Raw genomic sequence first — 21,193 nt, forward strand, 5'->3', positions numbered from 1 at the left:
CGATGCAGGGGCGTGGGGCGCTCGCTACCATCCCGGCCGTGGCGACGGTCTTCACCAAGATCATCAACGGCGAGATCCCGGGACGCTTCGTCTGGTCCGACGACCGGGTGGTCGGGTTCCTCTCGATCAACCCCCTCGGGCCCGGGCACGTGCTGGTCGTGCCGCGGGAGGAGGTCGACCAGTGGATCGACGCGCCGGACGGGCTGTTCGAGCACACCATGGGGGTGGCGAAGACGGTCGGGACGGTGATCCGCGACGTCTGGTCGCCGCCGCGCGTGGCGCTCATGATCGCCGGCTTCGAGGTGCCGCACCTCCACGTGCACGTCCACCCCGCCTGGGGTCTCGAGGCGTTCGACTTCACCCGGGCCGCGACCGACCCGGACCCGGCCGAGATGGACCGCCACGCCGACGCGATCCGCGCCGGGCTGCGCGACGCCGGGCACGGGTCCGCCGTCCCGTCGGCATGAGGCGCGGGTGACCCAGCTCCTGCTCGTCCGCCACGCCGAGCCCCTCGCGGCGACCGCCGAGCCCGGCGCGGCGGGCGCGGACCCCGCGATCTCACCGCGCGGGGAGGAGCAGGCCGACCGGTTCGCGAAGTGGCTCGCCGGCGCGCCCGAGCGCGACGAGGTGGCCGAGGTCGTGACCTCGACGATGCGCCGCGCCCGCGAGTCGGCGGCGCCGGCCGTGCGGCTGCTCGGCCTCCCGGAGCCCGCCGGGGTCGAGGAGCTCTGCGAGTTCGACCGGGGGCGCCCGAGCTACCGGCCCGTGCACCTGCGCGACGACACCGACGAGGACTGGCAGGCCATCCGGTCGGGGGTGTTCCCGTCGTTCGTCGACGGCCCGGCCTTCACCGCGCGGGTCGTCGCCGCCCTCGACGCGATCGCGGCCCGCCAGGACCCCCGCGGCACGGCGCTCGTCGTCTGCCACGCGGGCGTGATCAACACCTACGTGACGGGGATCCTCGGGATCGACCGGCCGCTGGTCTTCCCGTTGCACCACACGTCGGTGACGCGGGTGCTGGTGTCACGCTCCGGGGCCCGCCGGGTCAGCTCGGTGAACGAGACGCAGCACCTCGCGGGGATGCTGTGACGACGCCGGAGGCCCGCGGGGACTGGCTCGGCCCCGAGCGCCTGCTCGCCTTCAGCGACGGCGTCGTCGCGATCGCGCTGACCCTGCTCGTGCTCCCGCTCGCCGAGCTCGTGCCCGAGGCGGGTGAGGCCGCCCGCTCCGGCCTGGACGTCATCACCGGGAACCTCGCGCCGATCGGCAGCTTCGTCCTGAGCTTCGTGGTCATCGCCCGGTTCTGGGCCGCGCACCACCGGGTCTTCGACGCCGCCACGCGCGTCAGCCCGCGGCTCGTGTGGGTCAACACGGTCTGGCTGTTCACGATCGTCGTGCTGCCCTTCCCGACCGAGATGGTCGGGGCGTTCGAGGACGACCCGTTCACGCTGCGCTTCTACGTGCTCACGCTGTTCGTCAGCAGCGCGCTCCTGTCGGTGATGACGATCATGGTCCGGCGCTCGCTGGACACCGCCCCCGACACCCCGCGCCACATCGCCACCGGGAGCACGGCCTCGCTCTTCCTCCTCGTCTTCCTGGTGACGCTCGTGGCGCCACAGTTCGGGTACTGGCCCCTGCTGCTGCTCCTCGCCACGAACCCCGTCGAGCGCCTCCTCGGCCCGGTCCTCGACCGCCGGCTCAACCGCACCCGTGACTGAGCCTTGAACGCCGTGTCCCGGTGGACGACGCTCCGACCATGACCACGTCCGCGACCCCGCGGGCAGGCCAGCGGATGGTCCTCGCGGCGATGACCCTCGCCAACGCGATGATCCTCGTCGACCAGACGGCGGTCCCGCTGGCGCTGCCCGACATCGCCCAGGACTTCCGCGTGAGCTCGCTGCTCGTGCAGTGGGTGCTGACCGCGAGCCTCCTGCCGCTCGCGGGCCTGCTGGTGCTCGGCGGGCGCCTCGGTGACCTGCTGGGCCGACGCCGGGTGTTCCTGCTCGGCTCCGTCGTGTTCGCCGGCGCCTCGGCCGTCGGCGGCGTCGCCCCCGACTTCACCGTGCTCCTCGTCGCCCGGGTGCTGCAGGGTGCCGGCGGGGCGATGATGCTGCCGGCCACCGTGGCGATCCTGAGCAGCGCGTTCGACGCGAAGGAGCGCGGGCGGGCCCTCGGCGCCATGGGCGGGATCGCGGCCACCGCGGGCGCCCTCGGCCCGACGATCGGCGGCGTGCTGACCTCGGCGATCAGCTGGCGCGCCGTCCTGCTCGTCAACCTCCCGCTGCTGGCGGTGACCCTGTGGGCGACGCTGCGCGCGGTGCCCCCGGACCCGCCGCGCCGCCGCGGGGTCCACGTCGACCTGCCCGGCGCCGCCCTGCTCGGGCTGGTGCTCGTCGGGCTCGTGTTCGGTCTCGCCCAGACGACCACCGAGGGCTGGACGGCCCCCGACGTGCTCGTCTCCCTGGCCGTCGCCGTGCTCGCGGCGGTGCTGTTCGTCGTCCGGGAACGCCGCGTCGCCGACCCGCTGCTCGACCTCGGGCTGCTCGCCCGCAGCCGGGACTACCGCGGCGCGACGATCTCGCAGGCCCTCGCCGGGATGGCGGAGATGGGCCTCGGGCTGATCCTGCCGCTGGCCCTCGTGCTGAACCTGGAGATGGATCCCGCGCTGGCGGGGCTCGCGCTCCTGGCCACGACGGTGCCGATGGTGGCGATCGCCCCGCTGGTCGGTCGCTGGTACGACAAGGCCGGCGGGCGCCCGCCGCTGGTGATCGGCTTCTCGCTGCTCGCGGCCGCGGGCGTCCTGCTCGCGCTCGGCATGCCGGCCAACGACTTCCGGGCGCTGCTGCCGGGGCTCGTCGTCTACGGCGTCGGGCTCGCGGTGGTGCTCACCGTCAACGACCCGGTCGGCCTCGACACCGTCCCCGAGCGCGACCACGGGCAGGCGTCGGGGGTGTCCGCGACGGCCGAGCAGGGCGGTGGCGCCGTCGGGATCGCGCTGCTCTACGCCCTGCTGCACCTCACCTACATCCAGTCGCTGGTCGACGGTGTCGCGGAGCGCGGGCTCCCGCCGCTGACGCCCGAGCGCGGCATCGAGCTGCGCGACGCCCTCGCCGACGCCCAGCAGACGGGGCTGGTGCCGCGGACGTTCGACCCCCAGGTCGCCGAGTACCTCGTCGTCGCCGAGCGGGCCTCCGACAACGGCTACGTCGCCGCGTTCCTGGCGGTCACCGTGCTCGCCGTCGTCGGTGCCGTCACCTCCGCCTGGCTGGTGCGCCGGCCCCCGGACCCCGCCACCGTGGAGGCCGAGTCCGAGGTCCCGCAGACGGAGTGGGGTGCGGACGAGGCCGCGTCCACGCCCGGACCGGGGCCCGGTGAGAGCCACCACCGCCACCCGGTGCGACCGGCCCGTCTCCCGGCGAGGGCATCGCGCCCACGCTCCGGCTGACGGGCACCGTCACCCCGTCGTGACCCACGGGTCCTCCGCCGTCCCTACGGTGAGTCTTCGCCTGCTGCTCCCGACCGGACGAGGAGATGCCGTGCCCGTCACGCCGCCCACCCCCGAAGAGCTCTCCGCCCTTGCCGAGCGTGACCGCCTGGGCCTCGACCCGGAGGGCCTCGCGGCCTTCGCGCCGCTGGTCACGGGCTCGTTCGGCGCCTACGACCGCGTCGAGGAGCTGTGGGCCGCCGAGGCCCCGGTGGCTCCGCAGCGGGAGTGGTCGTGGCCGGCGGCGGGCGAGAACGCGTGGGGCGCCTGGTACGTGCGCTGCCGGGTCGAGGGCGCGCCCGGCGGGCCGCTCGCCGGGCGCACGGTCGCGGTCAAGGACAACACCGCGGTCGCCGGGGTGCCGATGGCCAACGGGTCGCGGCTCGTCGACGGCTACGTCCCCGCCCGCGACGCGACCGTCGTGTCGCGCCTGCTCGAGGCCGGCGCCACGGTGACCGGCAAGTCCGTGTGCGAGGACCTCTGCTTCTCCGGCGGCAGCCACACCTCGCACACCGGGCCCGTGCGCAACCCGTGGGACCCGAGCCGCACCACCGGCGGCTCCTCCAGCGGCAGCGCGGCCCTGCTCGCGGCCGGCGAGGTCGACCTCGCCACCGGCGGCGACCAGGGCGGATCGGTGCGCATGCCCGCGGCGATGAGCGGGATCGTCGGCCACAAGCCCACCCACGGCCTCGTGCCCTACACCGGCGCCTTCCCGATCGAGTCGACCATCGACCACCTCGGCCCGATGACCCGCACGGTCGCCGACGCCGCCCTCGCCCTCGGGGTCATGGCCGGCCCGGACGGTCTCGACCCCCGCCAGCCCGACGCCGTCGTGCCGACGGACTACCTCGCCGAGATCGCCCGCGGCGCCGAGGGCCTGCGCGTCGGCGTCGTCACCGACGGCTTCGGCATCGACGGTCTGTCCGCCCCCGGCGTCGACGCGAGCGTGCGCGCCGCGCTCGACGCGCTGGCGGGCGCGGGGCTGGCCGTCGACGAGATCTCGGTGCCGTGGCACCGGCACGCGTTCGACGTGTGGACGGTCGTCGCCACCGACGGCGTCGTCGCGCAGATGATCGAGGGCAACGGGTACGGTCTGAACTGGGACGGGCTCTACGACCCGGACCTCATCGCGCACTACGGGCAGCGCCGCGCCGACGGCGGCCACCTCTTCTCGGACACCGTGAAGATGGTGACGATGGCCGGGCGCCACGCCCTGGCCCGCGAGCACGGCCGGCACTACGCCATGGCGCGCAACCTGCTGCCCACCGCCCGGGCGGCGTACGACGCGGCGCTCGCCGAGCACGACGTGCTCGTCATGCCGACCGTGCCGATCCTGCCGAGCGTGATCCCGGCGGCCGACGCCCCGCCCGCCGAGAGCGTGGCCCGCGCGCTGGAGATGATCGTCAACACGGCGCCGACCGACGTCACCGGCCACCCCGCGACGTCCGTGCCCGCGCCCCTGGCCGACGGGCTGCCGGTCGGCATGATGATCATCGGCAGGCGCTTCGACGACGCCACCTGCCTGCGCGTGGCCCACGCGTACGAGCAGGCGGTCGGCGGCTTTCCCTCCCCGCCCGTGGCCGCGGCCGTGCCGGCGGGCTGACCCCGCGGGCCCGCGCGCCCCGAGGTTCTGAGCGAAGGGCACCTTCGCTCGACCAGATGGGCGAGGGGCGCCCTTCGCCGGAACCGCGAGCTCCGCGAGAGGCACGGTGCGCATGATCATCCGGCTTCCGGACCTGCGCACCGTGCCTCTCGGCGAGCCGCGGTGACACTCCCGAGAGGTCGTCGCGACGGGCGGGTCGTGCGGATGGAGGCCTACTGCAGGTAGTCGTGCACCTGCTTCGCGGTGGCCTCGCCCGGGTCGCCGCCGAAGTCGCGTCCCGCCCGGCGGCGGCGCAGCGCGTCCCAGCACTGGTCGAGCTGCTCCTCGACCTGCGCCAGGCGCGCGCGGTCCTCGTCGGTGATCGCCTCCCCGTGCCCCCGCAGCCGGTGCTCCTCGTCGACCAGCGCGTGGATGGTGCCCAGGGTGGTGTCGTCGTCCGCCATGGCCGGAAGCCTAGCTCCGCACCAGCGCGACGAGATCGCGGACGCGGGCGTCGGGGAGGTAGGCGCGCCCGATGCCGATCCCGACCCGCGGCAGGTCGGCCTCGTCGCGGTAGACGAGGAACATCGGCGCGTAGCGCGGCTGGAACTTCGCCTTGAACGTGTGCAGCGAGCGGAAGCCGTAGTACGGCTCGAGGAGCTCGCCCATCCGGTCGAGCACGCGGTCGAGGACCTGCTCGCCCTCCACGGCGTCGTCCGCGTCGCCCGCGCGGGCCAGGGGCGCGCCGGAGAGCGAGAGGAACGAGGCGCCCTCGGACTGGAACGTCAGGCAGGCCGAGGCGATGAGGTACTCGACGACCGCGCGGAACCCGTCCTGCCGGCGGCGCATCACGTCGAGCGTCCAGCCCACGACCACGTCGTCCGGGCCGTACACCGGCAGCCACGAGGTGACGCCGTGGACGGTGCCGTCGGCGTCGACGGCGAGCCCGGTGCGCACCTCCGGGTCGAGCGCCTCCTCGACGCCGCCGAGGGTGAAGCCCATCTCCGGCAGGCCCTTGTCGCCGACCCACTCCTCGGAGATCGCGCGGACCTGGGCGACGACCGCGCGTGGCTCCTCGGCGAGGTGCACCATCCGGTGGGAGATCCCGGCCTTGCCGGCGCGGTTGAAGGCGCTGCGCACGTTCTGCCAGGGCTTGCCCTTGAACTCGAGCCCCTCGAGGTCGATCAGGGTGTCCTCGGCGACCTGCAGCGACCGCCAGCCGTCGGCGCGGGCGTCGTCCGCGAGGGCCTCGGTGGTCGAGAACAGGCACGGCACCCAGCCCGAGCGCTCCGCCAGCGCCCGGAACTCCTCGAGCGCCGCGGTCCGCCCGGCCGGGGCGACGATCGGGTCGCCCAGCGCCACCGCGACGCCGGCGTGCACCCGGTAGGCGGTGACGCCGTCGGTCGCCTCGTGCGTCAGGTACCGGTTCTCCGGCCACGTCGTCATCCACGACAGCGTCGACCCGCCGTGGCGGTGCACCGCGTCGCGCGCGACCTCGGGGCCGCTCGCGACGCCGCCGGTCCGCCGCCGCAGGCGCCGGCGCGACGGGACGGCGAACGCGTGGCGCCCGGCGACCAGCCACACGACCAGCGCCGACCACAGCACGGCGTTGGGCACGAACACCGCGAGCCCGACGAGCTCGACCTGGTCCATCTGGTCGGTGACCTGCGCGAACACCACGACACCGACCACGAAGAGCCCGACGACCAGGTAGAACCCGCCGAGCACGAGGCCCGCCACCCACGCGATCCGCCGCCCGCGGCGCAGGCCGTCGGCGAGCAGCAGCGAGATCACCACCGACACGAGCGTCTCGACGACCGTCGAGTCCGAGGCCGTGTTGCCCAGCGGCCCGACGACCGGCACGACGAGGGTCAGCACGCGGATCACCGCGATGACGACGAGGCCGGCGGCGGCGACGAGACGCCACTCGCGACGCCCCGGGCGCCCGCCCGGGGTGGCCGGAGCGAGCTCGGGCCCGGCGATGCGCCGCCCGAGGGGGAGGGCGACCACCAGGGCGAGCGTGTGCGCGGCGTCCGCGAGGTGGCCCAGGAACAGCAGCCCGACCAGCGCGACCCCGGCCAGCACCAGGCGCAGCCGTAGACGCCAGGGCGCGCCGAGCGTCGCGGAGGCGACCGCGAGCACGGCGAGCACACCGGTCGAGAGGCCGCCGGTGAGCGCGCCGGCCAGCCCGACCGCCCACACCCAGCCGGTGGCCGCGAGCACCGCGACGACCCCGATCGCGGCGAGGACGGCGACGAGCTGGGCGACGACGAGCACGGCGGCCGTGCGCCCCGAGCCCAGCCGGCCCTCCGCCCAGCCCAGCCCCACGACGGCCAGGACGAGCCCGAGCAGCGCGCCGGCCGGGTGCGCACCGGCGAGCGCGGCCGACGCCGGGGTCCACCAGTGGCCTTCCGCGAGCGCCGGGACGCCGGTCGCGACCGTGGACGCCCACGGGCGGTCCGCGAGCGGGGTCCAGAAGGCCCCGGTCGCGACGCCGGCCACGATCATGACGAGCGTGGTCGCCGTCGTGACCGGCCGCCAGCGCGCGACCCCCGTGGCCCGCGCCCGGACGGCCCCGAACCGGTCGTCCCCGGCGTCGCCGGGCCCGTCGGCCTCCTGCTCGACCGGGTCCGTCGGTTCGGGCGGGGCGGTCGCCGTCATGCGTTCTCCTGGACTGTGACGCTGCGCTGTCAGGCGACCGCGTCGTGCGGCCGAACGGGGGAGCTTTCGGACGAGTGTCCGTCTCGACGTCCCCGTTGACAATCCTCTGGGTGATCGAACGTCTCGACGTGGCGGCGCGCAACGGCCACGATCATCGGCGTGGGGAGCGACGCGGAGACCGAGGAGTCCGGCACCCGCGACCGGCGCCTGCTGCTCCTGTCGGTGTGGGCGTCGGCCGGGTTCGCCGTCCTGTCGTCGGTGTGGGGGGTGCTCAGCGGCTCGTCGATGATCGTCTTCGACGGGCTCTCCTCGTTCGCCAGCATCGGGCTCTCGATGCTCGCCGTGGTCGCGCTGCGGACCTCGCAGCGCGGGTCGGACGAGCGCTACCCGTGGGGCCGGGAGGCCTGGGAGCCCCTGGTCGTCGTGGTCAAGGCGGTCGCGCTCGCCGCGCTGTGCGTCTACGCCGTCGTCGGCGGGATCGCCGATCTGCTGGCCGGCGGGCGGGAGGTCTCGACGGGCTGGGCGCTCGCCTACGCGATCGTCGCGACCGCCGCGGGCGTCGTCGTCACCGTGCTGATGCGCCGCGGCGGCCGGTCGGACCTCGTGCGGGCCGAGGCGGCGGAGTGGTTCGGCGACACGCTGCTCTCGGTCGGGGTGCTCGTCGGCTTCGTGATCGCGCTGGTCCTCGTGTCGGCGGGCCGGCCCGACCTCGCCGCCTACGTCGACCCGGCGATGGTGGTCGTGGTGTCGCTGCTGTTCCTGCGCATCCCGGCGCGCCTGATCGGCGGCGGGATGCGCGAGATCCTCGCGATGTCGCCGCCCGCGGACACGCAGGCGGAGCTCGACGCGGCCGTGCAGGCGGTGCGCGAGCAGTTCGGGCTGGCCGAGGCGTTCCTGCGGGCGTCGAAGGTGGGTGGCCGGGTCGACGTCGAGGTCGACTTCGTGGTGGGGGAGGGATCGTCCGTGAGCACGGTGGCCGACGGTGACGTCGTCCGGCAGGCGCTGCACGACCGTCTGGAGGCACTCGGGTTCGAGCGCTCCGTGGTCGTCGCGTTCACGACGGATCGGCGGTGGGCGGTGTGAGCGAGCTGGTGGTGCACCTCGGGAGGCCCGACGACCTCGTCACGGCGGACCCGACCGCGCTCCTGGACGACGACCTGGGGCGGACGATCCCGGGGGCCGAGGAGCTGTTCGAGGTGCTCCTCGCCCGCCGGCGTCCCCGCCGCGGGCTCGACCGGATCGTCGTGACGCTCCCGGCCGGGGAGGTGGGTGACGCCGTCGACGGCGTCGACGCCGTGACGGCCCGGCTCACGGCGGGTCTGCGACGGTGGTGCCTGCGGCGCCTCGAGGCCGTCGCGCGGGACGCGGGCCTGCAACGCCGGCTGGGGGTCGCCGCGCTGCGCCCCGGCATCCCGCTCTTCCTCGTCGGCCTGCTCTTCTCCACCGACTTCCTCGCGCCCGACGTCCCCGAGTTCTTCCAGAACGTCCTCGGCAACGGCGTCTTCCTCGTCATCGCCTGGATCGGGCTCTGGTACCCGCTGGACACGCTGTTCTTCGCCCGCCTGCCCCTCAAGCGCCAGCGTCGCGTGCTCACGGCGCTGATGGCGATGCCGGTCGAGGTCCGGACGCGCCCTTCGGCCGAACGAGTGGTTCCGAGCGACGTAACGGGCGACCCCCGGTAGCCAGCACCCCCCGATCGGAGGACCCTCGCGCGCGGAGGTGTTCGGCGAGGTCAGCGGGGCAGCTGGGGGACGGGATCGGCGATGGAGACCATCCGGCGCGAGGGCGAGTGGCTGGACCTCGTCGCGGACCTCGTCACGCGTCCGCTGACCGCCTGGCCCGTCGACCGGGTCCTGTCGCTGCTCGCCTCCTCGTTCGACGCCCCGGCGAGCACCTTCTACGAGCAGGAGCCGGGCGGCCCGGTCGAGCAGCACCGGTGGCCGGCCGACCTCTACGCCGACCGGCTCGGGGACGCGCTGTGGTGGGGCCGCACGAGGGCGCCGGAGGACCACCCGCTGCTGCGCTACTACCTCGCGACCGGGCGGGTCGAGGTCATGCAGATCGACGACGTGCCCGACCGGTTCGCCGACCGCCACGTGCACGCGCGCTGGCGGGCCGCGTGCGACGACGTCTTCTCGCCCGACGTCATCGCCCAGGTCTCCCTGCCGGTGTGCCTGAACGCCCGCACCAACCGCTCGTTCCTCGTCGGCCGCGCCGACGCCTACTCGGGCGAGGAGATGGCGCTGCTGCGCCGCCTGCAGCGGGTGTTCGCCGGCCTGGACCGCCAGATCTCCGCGCACGCCCGCTGGGCCGAGCGCGCGGGCGTGCACGCGGTGCCCACCGCCCGGGCGGTCGGCCTCACGCCCCGGGAGAGCGTGGTGCTCGACATGCTCGCCACCGGCGCCACCGCCCGGGCGATCGCGCGCCGGCTGACCGTCGGCGAGCGGACCGTGCAGAAGCACCTGCAGCGGGTCTACGCCAAGCTCGGCGTCGCCGACCGTCTCGCCGCCGTCCAGCGCGCTCAGCTCCTGGGCCTGCTGCCGGCACCGCCGGTGGTCGTGCGTACGTAGTTCCCGTCCTGTCGCGGTCGTCACGTCCCGTCGTGAATGGGGTGCCACCACACCACCACACCCAGGGAGAGCTCATGCTCGCCACCACCGATCTCCGCGCGCGCCTCGACGACTGCCGGTCGAAGACCGCCGACGCGATGCGCGACACCGAGAGCGACGCCGGGGCCAGCGTCGTCACCGTCGCCGTCGTCCGGGAGTTCCTCGGCAAGGCGGACAAGGCCGGGGAGGCCGGGGACGACGGCGCCCGCGACGCGGTGATCGAGCTCGAGCAGGCGGCGGACAGCGCCAAGGCCGCCGCGGCCGCGGACCCGGGCCTCGGAGGGGCGGCCCGGGAATCCGTGGAGGCCGCCCACCTCGCGATCTGCATCCTCAAGACCGAGGTCTGAGCGCCCGTCAACGGTCCAGCATCGCCTCCTCGTAGTCCAGCTCGCGGAGCATGTCGCGCAGGATGTTCTCGTCGATGCGCCCCATGTCGCGGAAGCGCACGAACGTCTCGCGCTCGGCGGTGAGCATCGCCCGGCGCAGCCGTGTGAACGCGACCGAGGGCGCCTCGCCGATCTCCTCGTCGGGGCGCCCGAGGCGTTCCCACGCCCCGTTCGAGCGGTGCTGGGCCCAGGTCCGCAGCTGTTCGGTGACGTGCTGCGGGGTGCCGTCGCCGGCGAGCTCGTCGAGGCGGCCGATCGCGGCCTCGGCGGCCGCCTGCTTCACCGCGGCCTCGTCGAGCACGTCGCGCTGGGCGCCCTTGTCGCGCACGTGCAGGCGCTGGATCAGGGCCGGCAGCGTCAGGCCCTGGAGCAGCAGCGTGCCCACCGTGACGACGAACGCGGCGAACACGACCACGTTGTAGCCGGGCATGGCCGGGTCGCCGCCGAGGCCGTGCGGGATCGCGAACGCCGCAGCCAGCGTCACCACGCCGCGCATCCCGGCCCACGAGATGACGAACGGCACCCGCCAGGACATCGCGGGGCCTCGGCGCCGGACCTTCGGCAGCAGCCGCGGGAGGTAGATCGTCGGGAACACCCAGACGAACCGGGCCAGCACGGTGACCGCGAGCAGGGCCAGCGACACCGCCACGATCGTCGCGCTGTCGTCGCCGAGGCCCTCGTAGACGATGCGCAGCTGCAGCCCGATCAGCGCGAACACCAGCGCCTCGAGCAGCGTGTCGAGGGCCTTCCACACGGCCTGGTCCTGCAGGCGGGTGGCGTAGCCGGCCTCGGTGGCCTTGTGCCCGAGGTAGAGCCCGGCGATGACCACCGCGAGCACCCCGGAGGCGTGCACCTCCTCGGCGAGCAGGTAGATCACGAACGGCACGAGCAGGCCGACCGAGCTCTCGAGCACGCCGTCGTTGAGCGTCATCCGCACGCGGTGCAGCAGCCAGCCCGCCGCGCCGCCGATGGCGACGCCCCCGAACGCCGCGAGGGCGAACTCACCGATCCCGGTGAGGACCATGGTCCCCGTCCCCACCGCGACCGGCGCGATCGCGGCGGCCAGCAGCACGCGGAAGAGCGTGAGCGCGGTGGCGTCGTTGAGCAGGCTCTCGCCCTCGAGGATGGTCATGATCCGGCGCTGCAGCCCCAGCCGGCGGCCGATCGACGCGGCGGCGACGGCGTCCGGGGGCGCGACCACGGCGCCGAGCACCAGCGCGCTCGCCAGCGGCAGCCCGGGCACCAGGAGCCAGGCGGCGAGGCCCACGACGGCGGTGGTGAACACGACGAGCCCCACCGCGAGCTGGCTGATCCGCCGGAGGTTCTCGCGCAGCCGCAACGTCGAGCTCTCCAGCGCCGCCGAGTACAGCAGCGGCGGGAGCACGAGGAACAGCACGAGGTCGGGGTCGAGGGGGACCGACGGCACGCCCGGCACGAACGACATCCCGAGCCCGACGACGACGAGCACCAGGGGCGCCGAGAAGGAGAAACGGCGCGCGAGGGCCGTGACCCCCAGCGCGACGACGAAGACGACGAGCAGGGTCGGCCCGAGGTGCTCGGTCACCGGCACACTCTAGGACCGTGTGGGGCGCGCGTGAGCACCCGCGAGCCGGGGTACCGAGGCGTGGGGCACGTCCGATGTCGCATGCGAATACGTGCATGTATCGTCCGCGGTGTGGGTCAGGGACACGGGCACGGCCACGGACACGGCACCGGTGGTGACGACCGCCGGCGCCTCGGGGTCGCGCTGGGCGTGACCGCGCTGGTCGCGGTCGTCGGCGCCGTGGGCGCGATCGTCACCGGGTCGCTCGCGCTGCTCGCCGACCTCGGCCACGTCGGCACCGACGTCGTCGCCCTCGCCACCGCGCTGATCGCCTCCGCGCTGGCCGTCCGCCCCCCGAGCCGCCGGCGGACCTTCGGGCTCGGCCGCGCCGAGGTGCTCGGGGCGGCGCTCAACGCGGTCCTGCTGCTCGGGGTCACCCTCTGGGTCGCGATCGAGGCGGTCGAGCGGATCGCGTCGCCCACCGAGGTGCCCGGCGGCGGGCTGCTCCTCTACGGCGTCGTCGGCCTCGTCGGCAACGTCGTCTCGCTGGTCGTCCTGCAGCGCGGCAGCGGCGGGATGAACGTGCGCGGCGCGGCGCTGCACGTGCTCGGCGACGCGCTGGGATCGGTGGCGGTGCTCGCCGCGGCGGTGATCACGCTGACCACGGGCTGGGCCTACGCCGACACGGTCGCCTCGCTGGTGATCGTCGCGATCCTGCTCCCGCGCACCGTCTCGCTGCTGCGCGAGACCGGCCACGTCCTGCTGGAGGGCGCTCCGGCCGGCATCGACGTCGACGACGTCCACGCCGCCCTGCTCTCCGTCGAGGGCGTGGCCCAGGTGCACGACCTGCACGTCTGGGCCATCAACGACCGCAGCCCCGCCGTCTCGGCGCACCTCGTGATCTCCGACGAGGGCTGCGCGACCGCCGACTGCGGCGAGCACGGCGTGCTCGACCGGGCCTCGGCGGTGCTGCGCGACCGCTTCGGCCTGCACCACAGCACACTGCAGATCGAGGCCGTCGAGCACGCCGACCACGAGGAGGCGTGCACCCCGCTCCCGCCGGTGGAGATCGTCAGCGAGCGGTGACGAACGCCCGGCGGTGCTCGGAGGGCGTGCGTCCGTAGACGTCGAGGAACGCCGTGCGCATCGTCTCGGTGGACCGGAACCCGCAGCGTGCCGCCACGCGCGCCAGCGGGACGTCGGTGCCGGCGCAGAGCTGTGCGGCCGCCTCGGTCCGGGCGCGTCGCACGTACTCGGCGGGGGTGCGCCCGAGATGGGCCCGGAACAGGCGGGTGAGGTGGCGCTCGCTGACCCCCGCACGGTCGGCGAGGGCGGCGGCGCCGAGGTCGACGTCGAGGTGCCCGGCGACGTGGTCGACCACGCGACGCACGACGTCGTCGCCGGGTGCCGGGGCGGCGACGTGAACGCTCATCTGCGCCTGGGTCCCCGGCCGCTGCAGGTAGGTGACGAGCGCCCGTGCGACCCGCCGGGCGACGACCGGCCCGTGGTCCTCGTCGACGAACGACAACGCCAGGTCGAGCGCGCTGGTCACGCCCGCCGAGGTCGCGACCCGGCCGTCGCGCACGAAGATCGGGTCCGGGTCGACGTCGACGGCGGGGTGGGCGCGGGCGAGGTCGCCGGCGAACCGCCAGTGCGTGGTGGCCCGGCGCCCGTCGAGCAGCCCCGCGGCGGCGAGGACCTGAGCGCCCGTGCACACCGACGCGACCCGACGGGCGTCGCGGGCGAGGCGCCGGACGTGCGCGACGAGCACCGGATCGGCCGCCGCGGCGGGGCTGCCGAGGCCGCCCGCGACGACGAGGGTGTCCACCGCCGCGGTGTGCTGCTCGAGCGCCGCGTGCGCCTCGAGCCGGAGCCCGGGCCGGCAGGTGATCGTCCGGGCGCCGGGGGTGAGCAGGGTGACGGCGTAGGTCGGGTCGGCGCCGACGTCGCCCGCGGTGGAGAACGTGGACGTGAGGCACGAGATGTCGAGCAGCTCGGCGTCGTCGTACGCGACGACCACCACGGGGCGGTCCACGGACGGCAGCCTAGCCCGCACCGTGTCCGTCCGGACCCCCTGCGCAGGAATCCGGACACGTCCTCGCCGATACCCCCATGGGGTATGCGGGATGGGTGACGGTCCTCCCCATGACCTCCTCCACGCAGGCCCCGCACACCCACCGCGTCCACGGCGGGCTCGCCGCGATCGCCGCGATCGCCCGGCGCTGGCCGATCGCCCTCGGCCTGCTCGCGGCCGCCGCGAGCACCCTGACCGGCCCGAACGGCGCCGCCGACCTCGCGATGATCGTCGTGATCGCCGCGTCCTGCTACGTCGCGGCCGCCGCGTTCGCCCGCCCCGCGGCGGCGTGGGTCTGGGTCGTGGTGGCCAGCGCACTCGTGGTGGCGGCCCGGCTCCTCGACGTCTCGCCGCTGCTCGTCAACCTCGTGGCGGGCACGGCGCTGGTGGTCCTGGGGATCGTGCGGGGGGTCGCCCGCCCCGCCCTCGCGCGGCAGACGGCCGGCTTCGTGGGGTACGGCCTCCTGGCGCTCGTGGCGCTGGTGCTCCCGCCGGCTCCCGGTCTCGTGCTCGCCGCGGTGACGTTGATGGGGCACGGCGTGTGGGACCTGTGGCACCTGCGCCGGCACCGCGACCAGGTCCCGCCGCCGCTCGCCGAGGCCTGCGTGGCCCTCGACGTCCCCGCGGGGCTGGCGGTGCTCGTCCTCGCGTTCCTGGTGTGATGTCTCCCGTGACCGTCACGCACACCGTGCTCGAGAGCCCGCTCGGTCCGCTGACCCTGCGGGCGCACGACGGCGTGCTGTCCGGCCTCTTCATGACCGGGCACCGGCACGGGCCCGCCGCCGAGACCCTCGGGGCCCGCGACGACTCCCGGCTGCCGGTCGCGCGCGAGCAGCTCGGCGCCTACTTCGCGGGTGAGCTCACCGGCTTCGACCTGGAGACCACCGCGCCCGGCACGGCCTTCCAGCAGCGCGTGTGGGCGGCGCTGCGGGAGATCCCGTACGGGGTGACCGTGACCTACGGCGAGCTGGCCGCGGCGATCGGGCAGCCCTCCGCGGTCCGGGCGGTGGGTCTCGCGAACGGGCGCAACCCGCTCAGCATCGTCGTCCCGTGCCACCGGGTGGTCGGCGCGACGGGCGCGCTCACCGGCTACGGCGGCGGCGTCGAGCGCAAGCGCGCGCTGCTGGACCTCGAGACCCGGACGGCTCAGCGGGGGTCGGTCGAGCCCGCCCGCGCCGCGGCGTTGCGCGCGGCCACGCCGTCCGGGTCGAACCAGGGGTGGCCCGAGTCCCGGGTGGTCCCGCCGTCCGGGGCGGGCTCGGCGGCGTCGGCCGCGTCGGCGGCGGGCTCCTCGTCGACGTCCTCGCCGGGGGGCTCGCCCCCGAGGCCCTCGAGGTAGCCCGGGTACTCGGTGGTCGTGGCGTCGGGGCCGGCCGCCGCCGGCGCCCCGGTGCGGGCCTGCTGCAGGTAGCCCGGGAAGCGGTCGTCCTCCGACGCGGACTCCTCGTCGCCCTCGCCCTCGCCCTGCTGGTCGTCGGCCCCGCTCGCGACCGGTTCGTCGGGGAGGTCGGGCTGCGCGGGCTGCTCGGGCTCGCCGGTCGCCTCGAGGTCCTCGTCCTCGGCGGCAGCGACGTCGGCGTCGTCCGCGACGTCTGTGTCGTCCGGCTCGTCCGCCTCGAGCTCGTCGTCGGTGTCGTCGACCGCCTCGTCCTCGACGGGCTCGGCGTCCGTGCCGTCCGCGACGACCTCAGCGGGTTCGGTCGCGCCGGGGTAGGCGAGGGTCTCGGTGTCGGCGGGCTCGTCCTCGGGCTCGACGTCCGGCTCGACCGGTGACGGCTGGCCGCCCACCACGGGCAGGGGGACCGAGGGCAGCGGCGAGCCAGCGGTGGAGGGCCCGGTGGACGGGACGGCGGGTCGTGCCCCGGCGGGTCGTGCCTCGGCGGGCGGGCCGGGCGGCGGTCCGAAAGGCGGTGCCCCCGGCGGGGGCCCGGGCGGTGGCCCGGACGGGGGCCCGGACGGGGGCCCCGGCGGACCCACGACGGGGCGGGGACCGGTGCCCGGACCGGGCCGGAACCCGGCCGTCGGTGTCGCGGCGCCGGCCCCGGCGGGCAGCAGGGTGGTGCCCGCGTCGGCGACGACCTGGTGGCCGCGGTCGTCGAGCAGGGCGTGCCGGCCGGTCGGCGTGCGGTCCTCCCGCGCCGCCGGCGCCCCCGGCAGGCGCCGGAACAGGGCGACGAGCAGCAGCGTCCACGACACGATCTGCAGCAGGATCACCAGCAGGCCGAGCACGCTCGAGAGCGGCAGCAGGGTCTCGGGCGCGAGGCCGAAGGCGTCGAACGAGGTCGCGGCCACGAGGAACGTCGAGATCAGCACGACCACGAGCTGCACGGCCAGCCCGACGATCGCCGGCGTGGACACCGCCGGCAGCGTCCGACGGCGCAGCACGGCCACCACGAGGCCCACGAGAACCGGGACACCGACGGGGAGGGAGGCTGCGGCGAGACGGACGCCGGAGTCGAGCATGTCGACGAACCTAACCGAACGAGACCGAACGGCCGAACTCCGACCTGCCCGATCCCGGCAGACCGGACGCCGACCGGACGTCGCAGGTGCCGTCAGCCGTCCCGTCCGCCAGCATGGACGCCCGTGAGCAGCGGGACGACGGGCCGGCGGGACGAGCCCACCGTGCTGCGCCCCGCCCCGGCCGACCGTGTCCGGACGGTCCTGGCCGAGTCCGACGCCGTCGACGGCTTCTTCGCGATCTCGACGCGGGCCGCCGAGGGCGCCGACCCCTCGTGGCGTCCGCTCGCCGAGCTGCTGGAGGTGCCCGCCGCGGGCCCCGACCCCGTGGAGGAGCGGCTCGCCGCCGTCACCGACGGGCTCGGCGCCGGTAGGCGGATCGCGGCGTCGCTGCTCGGGCAGTCGCTGGTGTCGCGGTCGGTGTCGGTGCTCCTCGCGTGCGCGGCGGGCGGCGTGCTGCCCGACCTGTCGCCGGCGTCGGTGCTGCACGCCCGGGCGTGGGCGGGCGGCCCGATCCCGCTGTGGGTCGACCCCGACCGGCTGCGCGGCGTCGAGCTCGGGTCCCCGGACGACCCGGCCGCGGCGGCGCTGCTCGCCCGGGCCCTCGCCGAGGAGCACGTCGCCCCGGTCGTCGCCGGGCTGCGGGCGCGGGCGTCGGTGTCGGCCCGCGTGCTGTGGGGCAACGCGGCCGGCGCGCTCGGCGGGGCGGTGCGGGTGCTCGGCGCCGCGCGCCCGGACCGTCACGCCGCCGCCCTCGCGCTCGCCCGCGGGGTGCTCGCCCACGAGCCCTTCGCCGGCCTGGGGCGCTTCGTCCCCGAGCCCGACCACCCCAGCGGCCTCGGGTTCCGGCGCACCACGTGCTGCCTGTACTACCGCGTGCCCGGCGGGGGGACCTGCGGCGACTGCGTCCTGCGCCGTTAGCCGGAGCGGGCGCGCCCGGTCACGCCGGCTCCTGGTGAACGAACGGCGCTTTCGCTGCCTCGCATGCAGCGAAAGCGCCGTTCGTTCCTCGGGACACGCGGCACCGGGGCGAACGAGCTACGCCCACCGGGGCACGCGAGGGTCAGACCGGCGGCCACACGACGAGCAGGCGCCCGGCGCCGAGCAGCGCGAACACGCCGACCAGCAGGAACAGCGCGACCCATCCGCCCGCGGGGACGCCGGTGAGGCGCTCGAGCTGGTCGGCGTCGGAGTCGGGCGCGCGGCGCCGGGACCGCTTGCGCTGCACCTCGAGCACCGTGCGCAGCCCGCCGACGATGAGGAACCACGTCACGAAGCAGGCGAAGCCGTACTGGACGTTCGAGGAGCCGTACACGGCCACCACGACGAACACCGCGCCGGTGAGCACCACCGAGAAGACGCCGTAGGCGTTGCGGATGAGGATCAGCGTGGCGAGCAGCAGGATCACCGCGATCACGAGCATCGCCGAGATCGCGTCGGCCGCGACGAGCGCCGCCGCCCCGATCCCGAGCACCGGCGGCGTGACGTAGCCCGCGGCCGCCGTCGCGACCATCCCGGGGCCGTCCCGCCGGCCCTTGGAGACGGTGACGCCCGAGGTGTCCGAGTGCAGCAGGATCTTGGTGAGCGTGCGCCCGGAGCAGATCGCGACCAGCGCGTGCCCGCCCTCGTGGGCGATCGTGACGACGTTGCGCGCGAGCCGCCACGTGCCGTGCAGCCCGACCACGAGCAGGGCCACGAGACCACCGAGGATCACCAGGGTGGCCTGTGTCTGGCCCGTGCTGAGCTGGTCGAGGCCGTCGAAGGGCAGCGGGAGCGAGGTGCGGGGGCCGGTCGTCACGATGGGTGCACGGTAGCGAGGAGCGGGAGCACGCCGGGGTCCGCCTCCTCGGCGGATCGCCTTCCGCCACAGCGGTCCCTAGCGTCACAGGAGGACTCTTCCGTCCATCCGGTCGCGACCGTCGGGGGACCTCGTGACGCCCGTTCGACCCGTGCTGCTCCTCGTCGCGCTCGCGCTCCTGGTCGCCGGCTGCGCCGCGCCGGCCCGAGGTGAGGAGCAGGGTGCGCCACCGCCCACCCCGAGCGCCGCGGCGCCGGCGCCACCGTCGCCGGCGGCGCCACCGTCGCCGGAGCTGCCCCGCGGCGGGCGGACGATCTTCCCGCAGCACCGCGTCGTCGCCTTCTACGGCACGGCGGGCACCGACGCGCTCGGCGTGCTCGGGGAGGGCACCCCCGACGCGGCCGGGGCGCGGCTCGAGGAGGCCGCCGCGCCGTTCGCCACGCCCGGACGCTCCGTGCTCCCGGCCATGGAGCTGATCGCGACCGTCGCGAACGCCACCCCTGGCCCCGACGGCGACTACTCGACCGAGATCGCGCTCGACGAAGCACGCACCTACCTCGACGCCGCGCGGGCCCGCCGCCAGCTGCTGGTGCTGGACGTCCAGCCCGGGACCAGCGACTTCCTCACCGCGGCGCGGACCTGGGAGCCCCTGCTGCGCGAGCCGGACGTGGGCCTCGCGCTGGACCCGGAGTGGCGGATGGCGCCGGGGGAGGTGCCCGGCGAGGTCATCGGCGGGGTGTCGGCGGCGGAGGTCAACGAGGTCGCGACGTGGCTCTCCGGGATCGTGCGCGAGGGGGACCTGCCGCAGAAGCTGTTCGTCCTGCACCAGTTCACCCCGTCGATGATCACCGAGCCCGAGCGGCTGGCGACGCCGCCAGGACTCGCGGTGGTGCAGCACATCGACGGGTTCGGGGCGCCGGAGAACAAGCGTGGCAAGTACGCCGAGCTCCAGCGGCCGGGTCAGCTGCACCCCGGCTTCAAGCTCTTCTACGATGAGGACACCCCGACGCTCACGCCCGCGGAGACTCTCGCGCTCTCGCCGCCCCCGGATCTCGTCACCTACCAGTGAGACGGTCATGCTGACCCGGTGAGCGACACCGCCGCCGAGGACGTCCGCATGGGCTCAGCCCGGGGCCGCTGGATCCTGCTGACCACCGTGCTGGGCTCGGGGCTCGCGATGCTCGACTCGACGGTGGTCAACATCGCGCTCGAGCGCATCGGCGCCGAGTTCGACGCCAGCTTCGCCGCGCTCCAGTGGACCGTGAACGGCTACACGCTCACGCTCGCCGGGCTGATCCTGCTGGGCGGCTCGCTGGGCGACCGCTTCGGCCGTCGCAAGATCTTCCTGGTCGGCGTCGTGTGGTTCGCCGTGGCGTCGGCCCTGTGCGGGCTCGCGCCGTCGGTGGAGTTCCTCATCGCCGGGCGCGCGCTGCAGGGCGTCGGCGGCGCCCTGCTCACCCCGGGCAGCCTCGCGCTGATCTCGGCGTCGTTCCACGGCGGCGACCGCGCCGCGGCCATCGGCGCCTGGTCCGGCCTCGGCGGGGTCGCCGGCGCCGTCGGGCCGTTCCTCGGCGGCTTCCTGGTCGAGTGGACCTGGCGCGCGGTGTTCCTCATCAACCTACCGCTGGCCGCGATCGTGGTGGTCGTGGCGCTGCGCCACGTGCCCGAGTCGCGCGACCCCCAGGCCGCCCACCACCTCGACGTCCCCGGCACCGCGCTCGCCGTCGCGGGCCTCGGTGCGCTGACCTGGGCGCTCACGGCGGCCGGCGAGGACGGCGCCATCCCGGCGGTGATCGTCACCGGGGCGGTCGGCGTGCTCGCCCTCGTCGGGTTCGTGCTCGCGGAGCGCCGCTCGCGGGCGCCGCTGGTGCCCGGCGAGCTGTTCGCGAACCCCCGGTTCACCGGCGCCAACGTCGTCACCCTGCTCGTCTACGGGGCGCTCGGGGTCAACTTCGTGCTCGTCGTCCTGCAGCTGCAGGTCGTGTCCGGGTTCAGCCCGCTCGCCGCCGGCACCGCGATGCTCCCGATCACCGTGATCATGCTGCTGCTCTCGGCGCGCTCGGGGCGCCTGGCGCAGCGGATCGGGCCGCGCTGGCCGATGACGATCGGGCTCCTGCTCGCCGCGACGGGGATGCTCCTGCTGGGCCGGATCGGACCCGACGCGTCCTACTTCACCGACGTCCTCCCGGCGGTGGCCCTCTTCGGGTTCGGCCTCGCGGGCACCGTCGCCCCGCTGACCGCCACCGTCCTCGACGCCGCCGACGACCGCCACGTCGGCATCGCCTCCGGCGTCAACAACGCCATCGCCCGGGCGGCGGGGCTCCTCGCCGTCGCGCTCATCCCGGCCGTCGCGGGCATCTCCGGGCAGGACTACACCGACCCGCCGGCCTTCTCCGAGGGCTTCCGGAACGCGATGACGATCTCGGCGGGCCTGCTCGTGGTCGGCGCGGTGCTCTCGGCGGCGCTGCTGCGCCCGCGCCGGGGGCCGGCCGAGCCGTCGACGACCCCGCCGCGCTTCCCGACCGAGTCGTGCACCCACTGCGGGGTCACCGCCCCGCAGCAGTACCCGCGCGACTGAGGAGGCGCAACCGGGCAG

Annotated in this window: 20 protein-coding genes; 15 read left to right on the forward strand and 5 right to left on the reverse strand. The window is 75.4% G+C overall.

Going from position 1 to position 21,193, the window contains the following annotated elements; genetic code table 11:
- Positions 1-38: 38 nt before the first annotated feature.
- From WCD41_RS11365 to WCD41_RS11385, 5 genes are all read left to right on the forward strand, one after another.
- Positions 39-467, forward strand: a complete 429-nt coding sequence (locus WCD41_RS11365; RefSeq protein ID WP_337713540.1) for an HIT family protein — start codon at positions 39-41, stop codon at positions 465-467.
- 7 nt (positions 468-474) lie between these two features.
- Entirely contained in the window at positions 475-1,089 is a 615-nt protein-coding gene (locus tag WCD41_RS11370; protein WP_337713541.1) for a histidine phosphatase family protein, read from the forward strand.
- On the forward strand, positions 1,086-1,718 hold the full coding sequence (locus WCD41_RS11375) for a TMEM175 family protein (RefSeq protein ID WP_337713542.1): 633 nt from the start codon (positions 1,086-1,088) through the stop codon (positions 1,716-1,718). Before WCD41_RS11370 ends, WCD41_RS11375 begins: the two co-directional genes overlap by 4 nt.
- Positions 1,719-1,756: 38 nt before the next feature.
- Positions 1,757-3,445 carry an MFS transporter gene (locus WCD41_RS11380; protein ID WP_337713543.1) on the forward strand — a complete coding sequence of 563 codons (1,689 nt, stop codon included), beginning with the start codon at positions 1,757-1,759 and terminating at the stop codon, positions 3,443-3,445.
- Between the two features lie 91 nt (positions 3,446-3,536).
- A complete protein-coding gene (locus WCD41_RS11385) occupies positions 3,537-5,087 on the forward strand; it encodes an amidase (RefSeq protein WP_337713544.1) in 1,551 nt (516 codons plus the stop codon).
- Positions 5,088-5,299: 212 nt separating this feature from the next.
- Here WCD41_RS11385 and WCD41_RS11390 read toward each other — a convergent pair whose 3' ends face one another.
- Both WCD41_RS11390 and WCD41_RS11395 read right to left on the reverse strand, forming a co-directional pair.
- Positions 5,300-5,530: a DUF2630 family protein gene (locus WCD41_RS11390; RefSeq protein ID WP_337713545.1), complete on the reverse strand. Its 231-nt coding sequence runs from the start codon at positions 5,528-5,530 to the stop codon at positions 5,300-5,302.
- 10 nt (positions 5,531-5,540) lie between these two features.
- Positions 5,541-7,727 (reverse strand): bifunctional lysylphosphatidylglycerol flippase/synthetase MprF, encoded by a 2,187-nt coding sequence (locus WCD41_RS11395; RefSeq protein ID WP_337713546.1) that lies wholly within the window; start codon positions 7,725-7,727, stop codon positions 5,541-5,543.
- A 159-nt stretch (positions 7,728-7,886) separates the two neighbouring features.
- Here WCD41_RS11395 and WCD41_RS11400 point away from each other — a divergent pair, with 159 nt between their 5' ends.
- From WCD41_RS11400 to WCD41_RS11415, 4 genes are all read left to right on the forward strand, one after another.
- Positions 7,887-8,810 (forward strand): cation diffusion facilitator family transporter, encoded by a 924-nt coding sequence (locus WCD41_RS11400; RefSeq protein WP_337713547.1) that lies wholly within the window; start codon positions 7,887-7,889, stop codon positions 8,808-8,810.
- Entirely contained in the window at positions 8,807-9,409 is a 603-nt protein-coding gene (locus WCD41_RS11405; protein ID WP_337713548.1) for a hypothetical protein, read from the forward strand. Before WCD41_RS11400 ends, WCD41_RS11405 begins: the two co-directional genes overlap by 4 nt.
- Before the next feature lie 81 nt (positions 9,410-9,490).
- Positions 9,491-10,297 (forward strand): helix-turn-helix transcriptional regulator, encoded by an 807-nt coding sequence (locus tag WCD41_RS11410; protein ID WP_337713549.1) that lies wholly within the window; start codon positions 9,491-9,493, stop codon positions 10,295-10,297.
- Between the two features lie 74 nt (positions 10,298-10,371).
- Entirely contained in the window at positions 10,372-10,683 is a 312-nt protein-coding gene (locus tag WCD41_RS11415) for a hypothetical protein (protein ID WP_337713550.1), read from the forward strand.
- Positions 10,684-10,690: 7 nt separating this feature from the next.
- Here WCD41_RS11415 and WCD41_RS11420 read toward each other — a convergent pair whose 3' ends face one another.
- Complete coding sequence (locus WCD41_RS11420) at positions 10,691-12,286, reverse strand: Na+/H+ antiporter (protein ID WP_337713551.1); 1,596 nt, start codon at positions 12,284-12,286, stop codon at positions 10,691-10,693.
- 111 nt (positions 12,287-12,397) lie between these two features.
- Between WCD41_RS11420 and WCD41_RS11425 the strand changes: the two genes are divergently transcribed.
- The gene (locus WCD41_RS11425; protein ID WP_337713552.1) at positions 12,398-13,351 is read left to right on the forward strand and encodes a cation diffusion facilitator family transporter; all 954 of its coding nucleotides are present in this window, start codon (positions 12,398-12,400) and stop codon (positions 13,349-13,351) included.
- Here the strand turns inward: WCD41_RS11425 and WCD41_RS11430 are convergent.
- Positions 13,338-14,309 carry a GlxA family transcriptional regulator gene (locus WCD41_RS11430; protein WP_337714201.1) on the reverse strand — a complete coding sequence of 324 codons (972 nt, stop codon included), beginning with the start codon at positions 14,307-14,309 and terminating at the stop codon, positions 13,338-13,340. The genes WCD41_RS11425 and WCD41_RS11430 overlap by 14 nt on opposite strands.
- 101 nt (positions 14,310-14,410) lie before the next feature.
- Between WCD41_RS11430 and WCD41_RS11435 the strand changes: the two genes are divergently transcribed.
- The 3 genes from WCD41_RS11435 (at position 14,411) to WCD41_RS11450 (ending at position 17,720) form a co-directional block, all read left to right on the forward strand.
- A complete protein-coding gene (locus WCD41_RS11435; RefSeq protein WP_337713553.1) occupies positions 14,411-15,001 on the forward strand; it encodes a hypothetical protein in 591 nt (196 codons plus the stop codon).
- 8 nt (positions 15,002-15,009) lie between these two features.
- Positions 15,010-15,678: a methylated-DNA--[protein]-cysteine S-methyltransferase gene (locus tag WCD41_RS11440; RefSeq protein ID WP_444876299.1), complete on the forward strand. Its 669-nt coding sequence runs from the start codon at positions 15,010-15,012 to the stop codon at positions 15,676-15,678.
- Positions 15,679-16,925: 1,247 nt separating this feature from the next.
- Positions 16,926-17,720, forward strand: coding sequence for a (2Fe-2S)-binding protein (locus tag WCD41_RS11450; protein WP_337713555.1), 795 nt, complete (start codon positions 16,926-16,928; stop codon positions 17,718-17,720).
- Positions 17,721-17,862: 142 nt separating this feature from the next.
- Here the strand turns inward: WCD41_RS11450 and WCD41_RS11455 are convergent, their stop codons facing one another.
- Positions 17,863-18,597 (reverse strand): M50 family metallopeptidase, encoded by a 735-nt coding sequence (locus tag WCD41_RS11455; RefSeq protein WP_337713556.1) that lies wholly within the window; start codon positions 18,595-18,597, stop codon positions 17,863-17,865.
- 133 nt (positions 18,598-18,730) lie between these two features.
- Between WCD41_RS11455 and WCD41_RS11460 the strand changes: the two genes are divergently transcribed.
- Together WCD41_RS11460 and WCD41_RS11465 are read left to right on the forward strand one after the other, a co-directional pair.
- Positions 18,731-19,666 carry a hypothetical protein gene (locus WCD41_RS11460; protein ID WP_337713557.1) on the forward strand — a complete coding sequence of 312 codons (936 nt, stop codon included), beginning with the start codon at positions 18,731-18,733 and terminating at the stop codon, positions 19,664-19,666.
- A 48-nt stretch (positions 19,667-19,714) separates the two neighbouring features.
- Positions 19,715-21,175, forward strand: a complete 1,461-nt coding sequence (locus tag WCD41_RS11465) for an MFS transporter (RefSeq protein WP_373695133.1) — start codon at positions 19,715-19,717, stop codon at positions 21,173-21,175.
- Positions 21,176-21,193 lie beyond the last annotated feature (18 nt).

The organism is Actinomycetospora aeridis (genome assembly GCF_037400275.1).
GTDB classification, from domain to species: domain Bacteria; phylum Actinomycetota; class Actinomycetes; order Mycobacteriales; family Pseudonocardiaceae; genus Actinomycetospora; species Actinomycetospora aeridis.

Excerpts from the sequence above, each read along its gene's own strand:
- WCD41_RS11380 (WP_337713543.1), top strand. The coding sequence starts at position 1,757 with ATGACCACGTCCGCGACCCCGCGGGCAGGCCAGCGGATGGTCCTCGCG.
- WCD41_RS11390 (WP_337713545.1), bottom strand. The coding sequence starts at position 5,530 with ATGGCGGACGACGACACCACCCTGGGCACCATCCACGCGCTGGTCGAC.
- WCD41_RS11395 (WP_337713546.1), bottom strand. The coding sequence starts at position 7,727 with ATGACGGCGACCGCCCCGCCCGAACCGACGGACCCGGTCGAGCAGGAG.
- WCD41_RS11410 (WP_337713549.1), top strand. The coding sequence starts at position 9,491 with ATGGAGACCATCCGGCGCGAGGGCGAGTGGCTGGACCTCGTCGCGGAC.
- WCD41_RS11415 (WP_337713550.1), top strand. The coding sequence starts at position 10,372 with ATGCTCGCCACCACCGATCTCCGCGCGCGCCTCGACGACTGCCGGTCG.
- WCD41_RS11435 (WP_337713553.1), top strand. The coding sequence starts at position 14,411 with ATGACCTCCTCCACGCAGGCCCCGCACACCCACCGCGTCCACGGCGGG.
- WCD41_RS11465 (WP_373695133.1), top strand. The coding sequence starts at position 19,715 with ATGGGCTCAGCCCGGGGCCGCTGGATCCTGCTGACCACCGTGCTGGGC.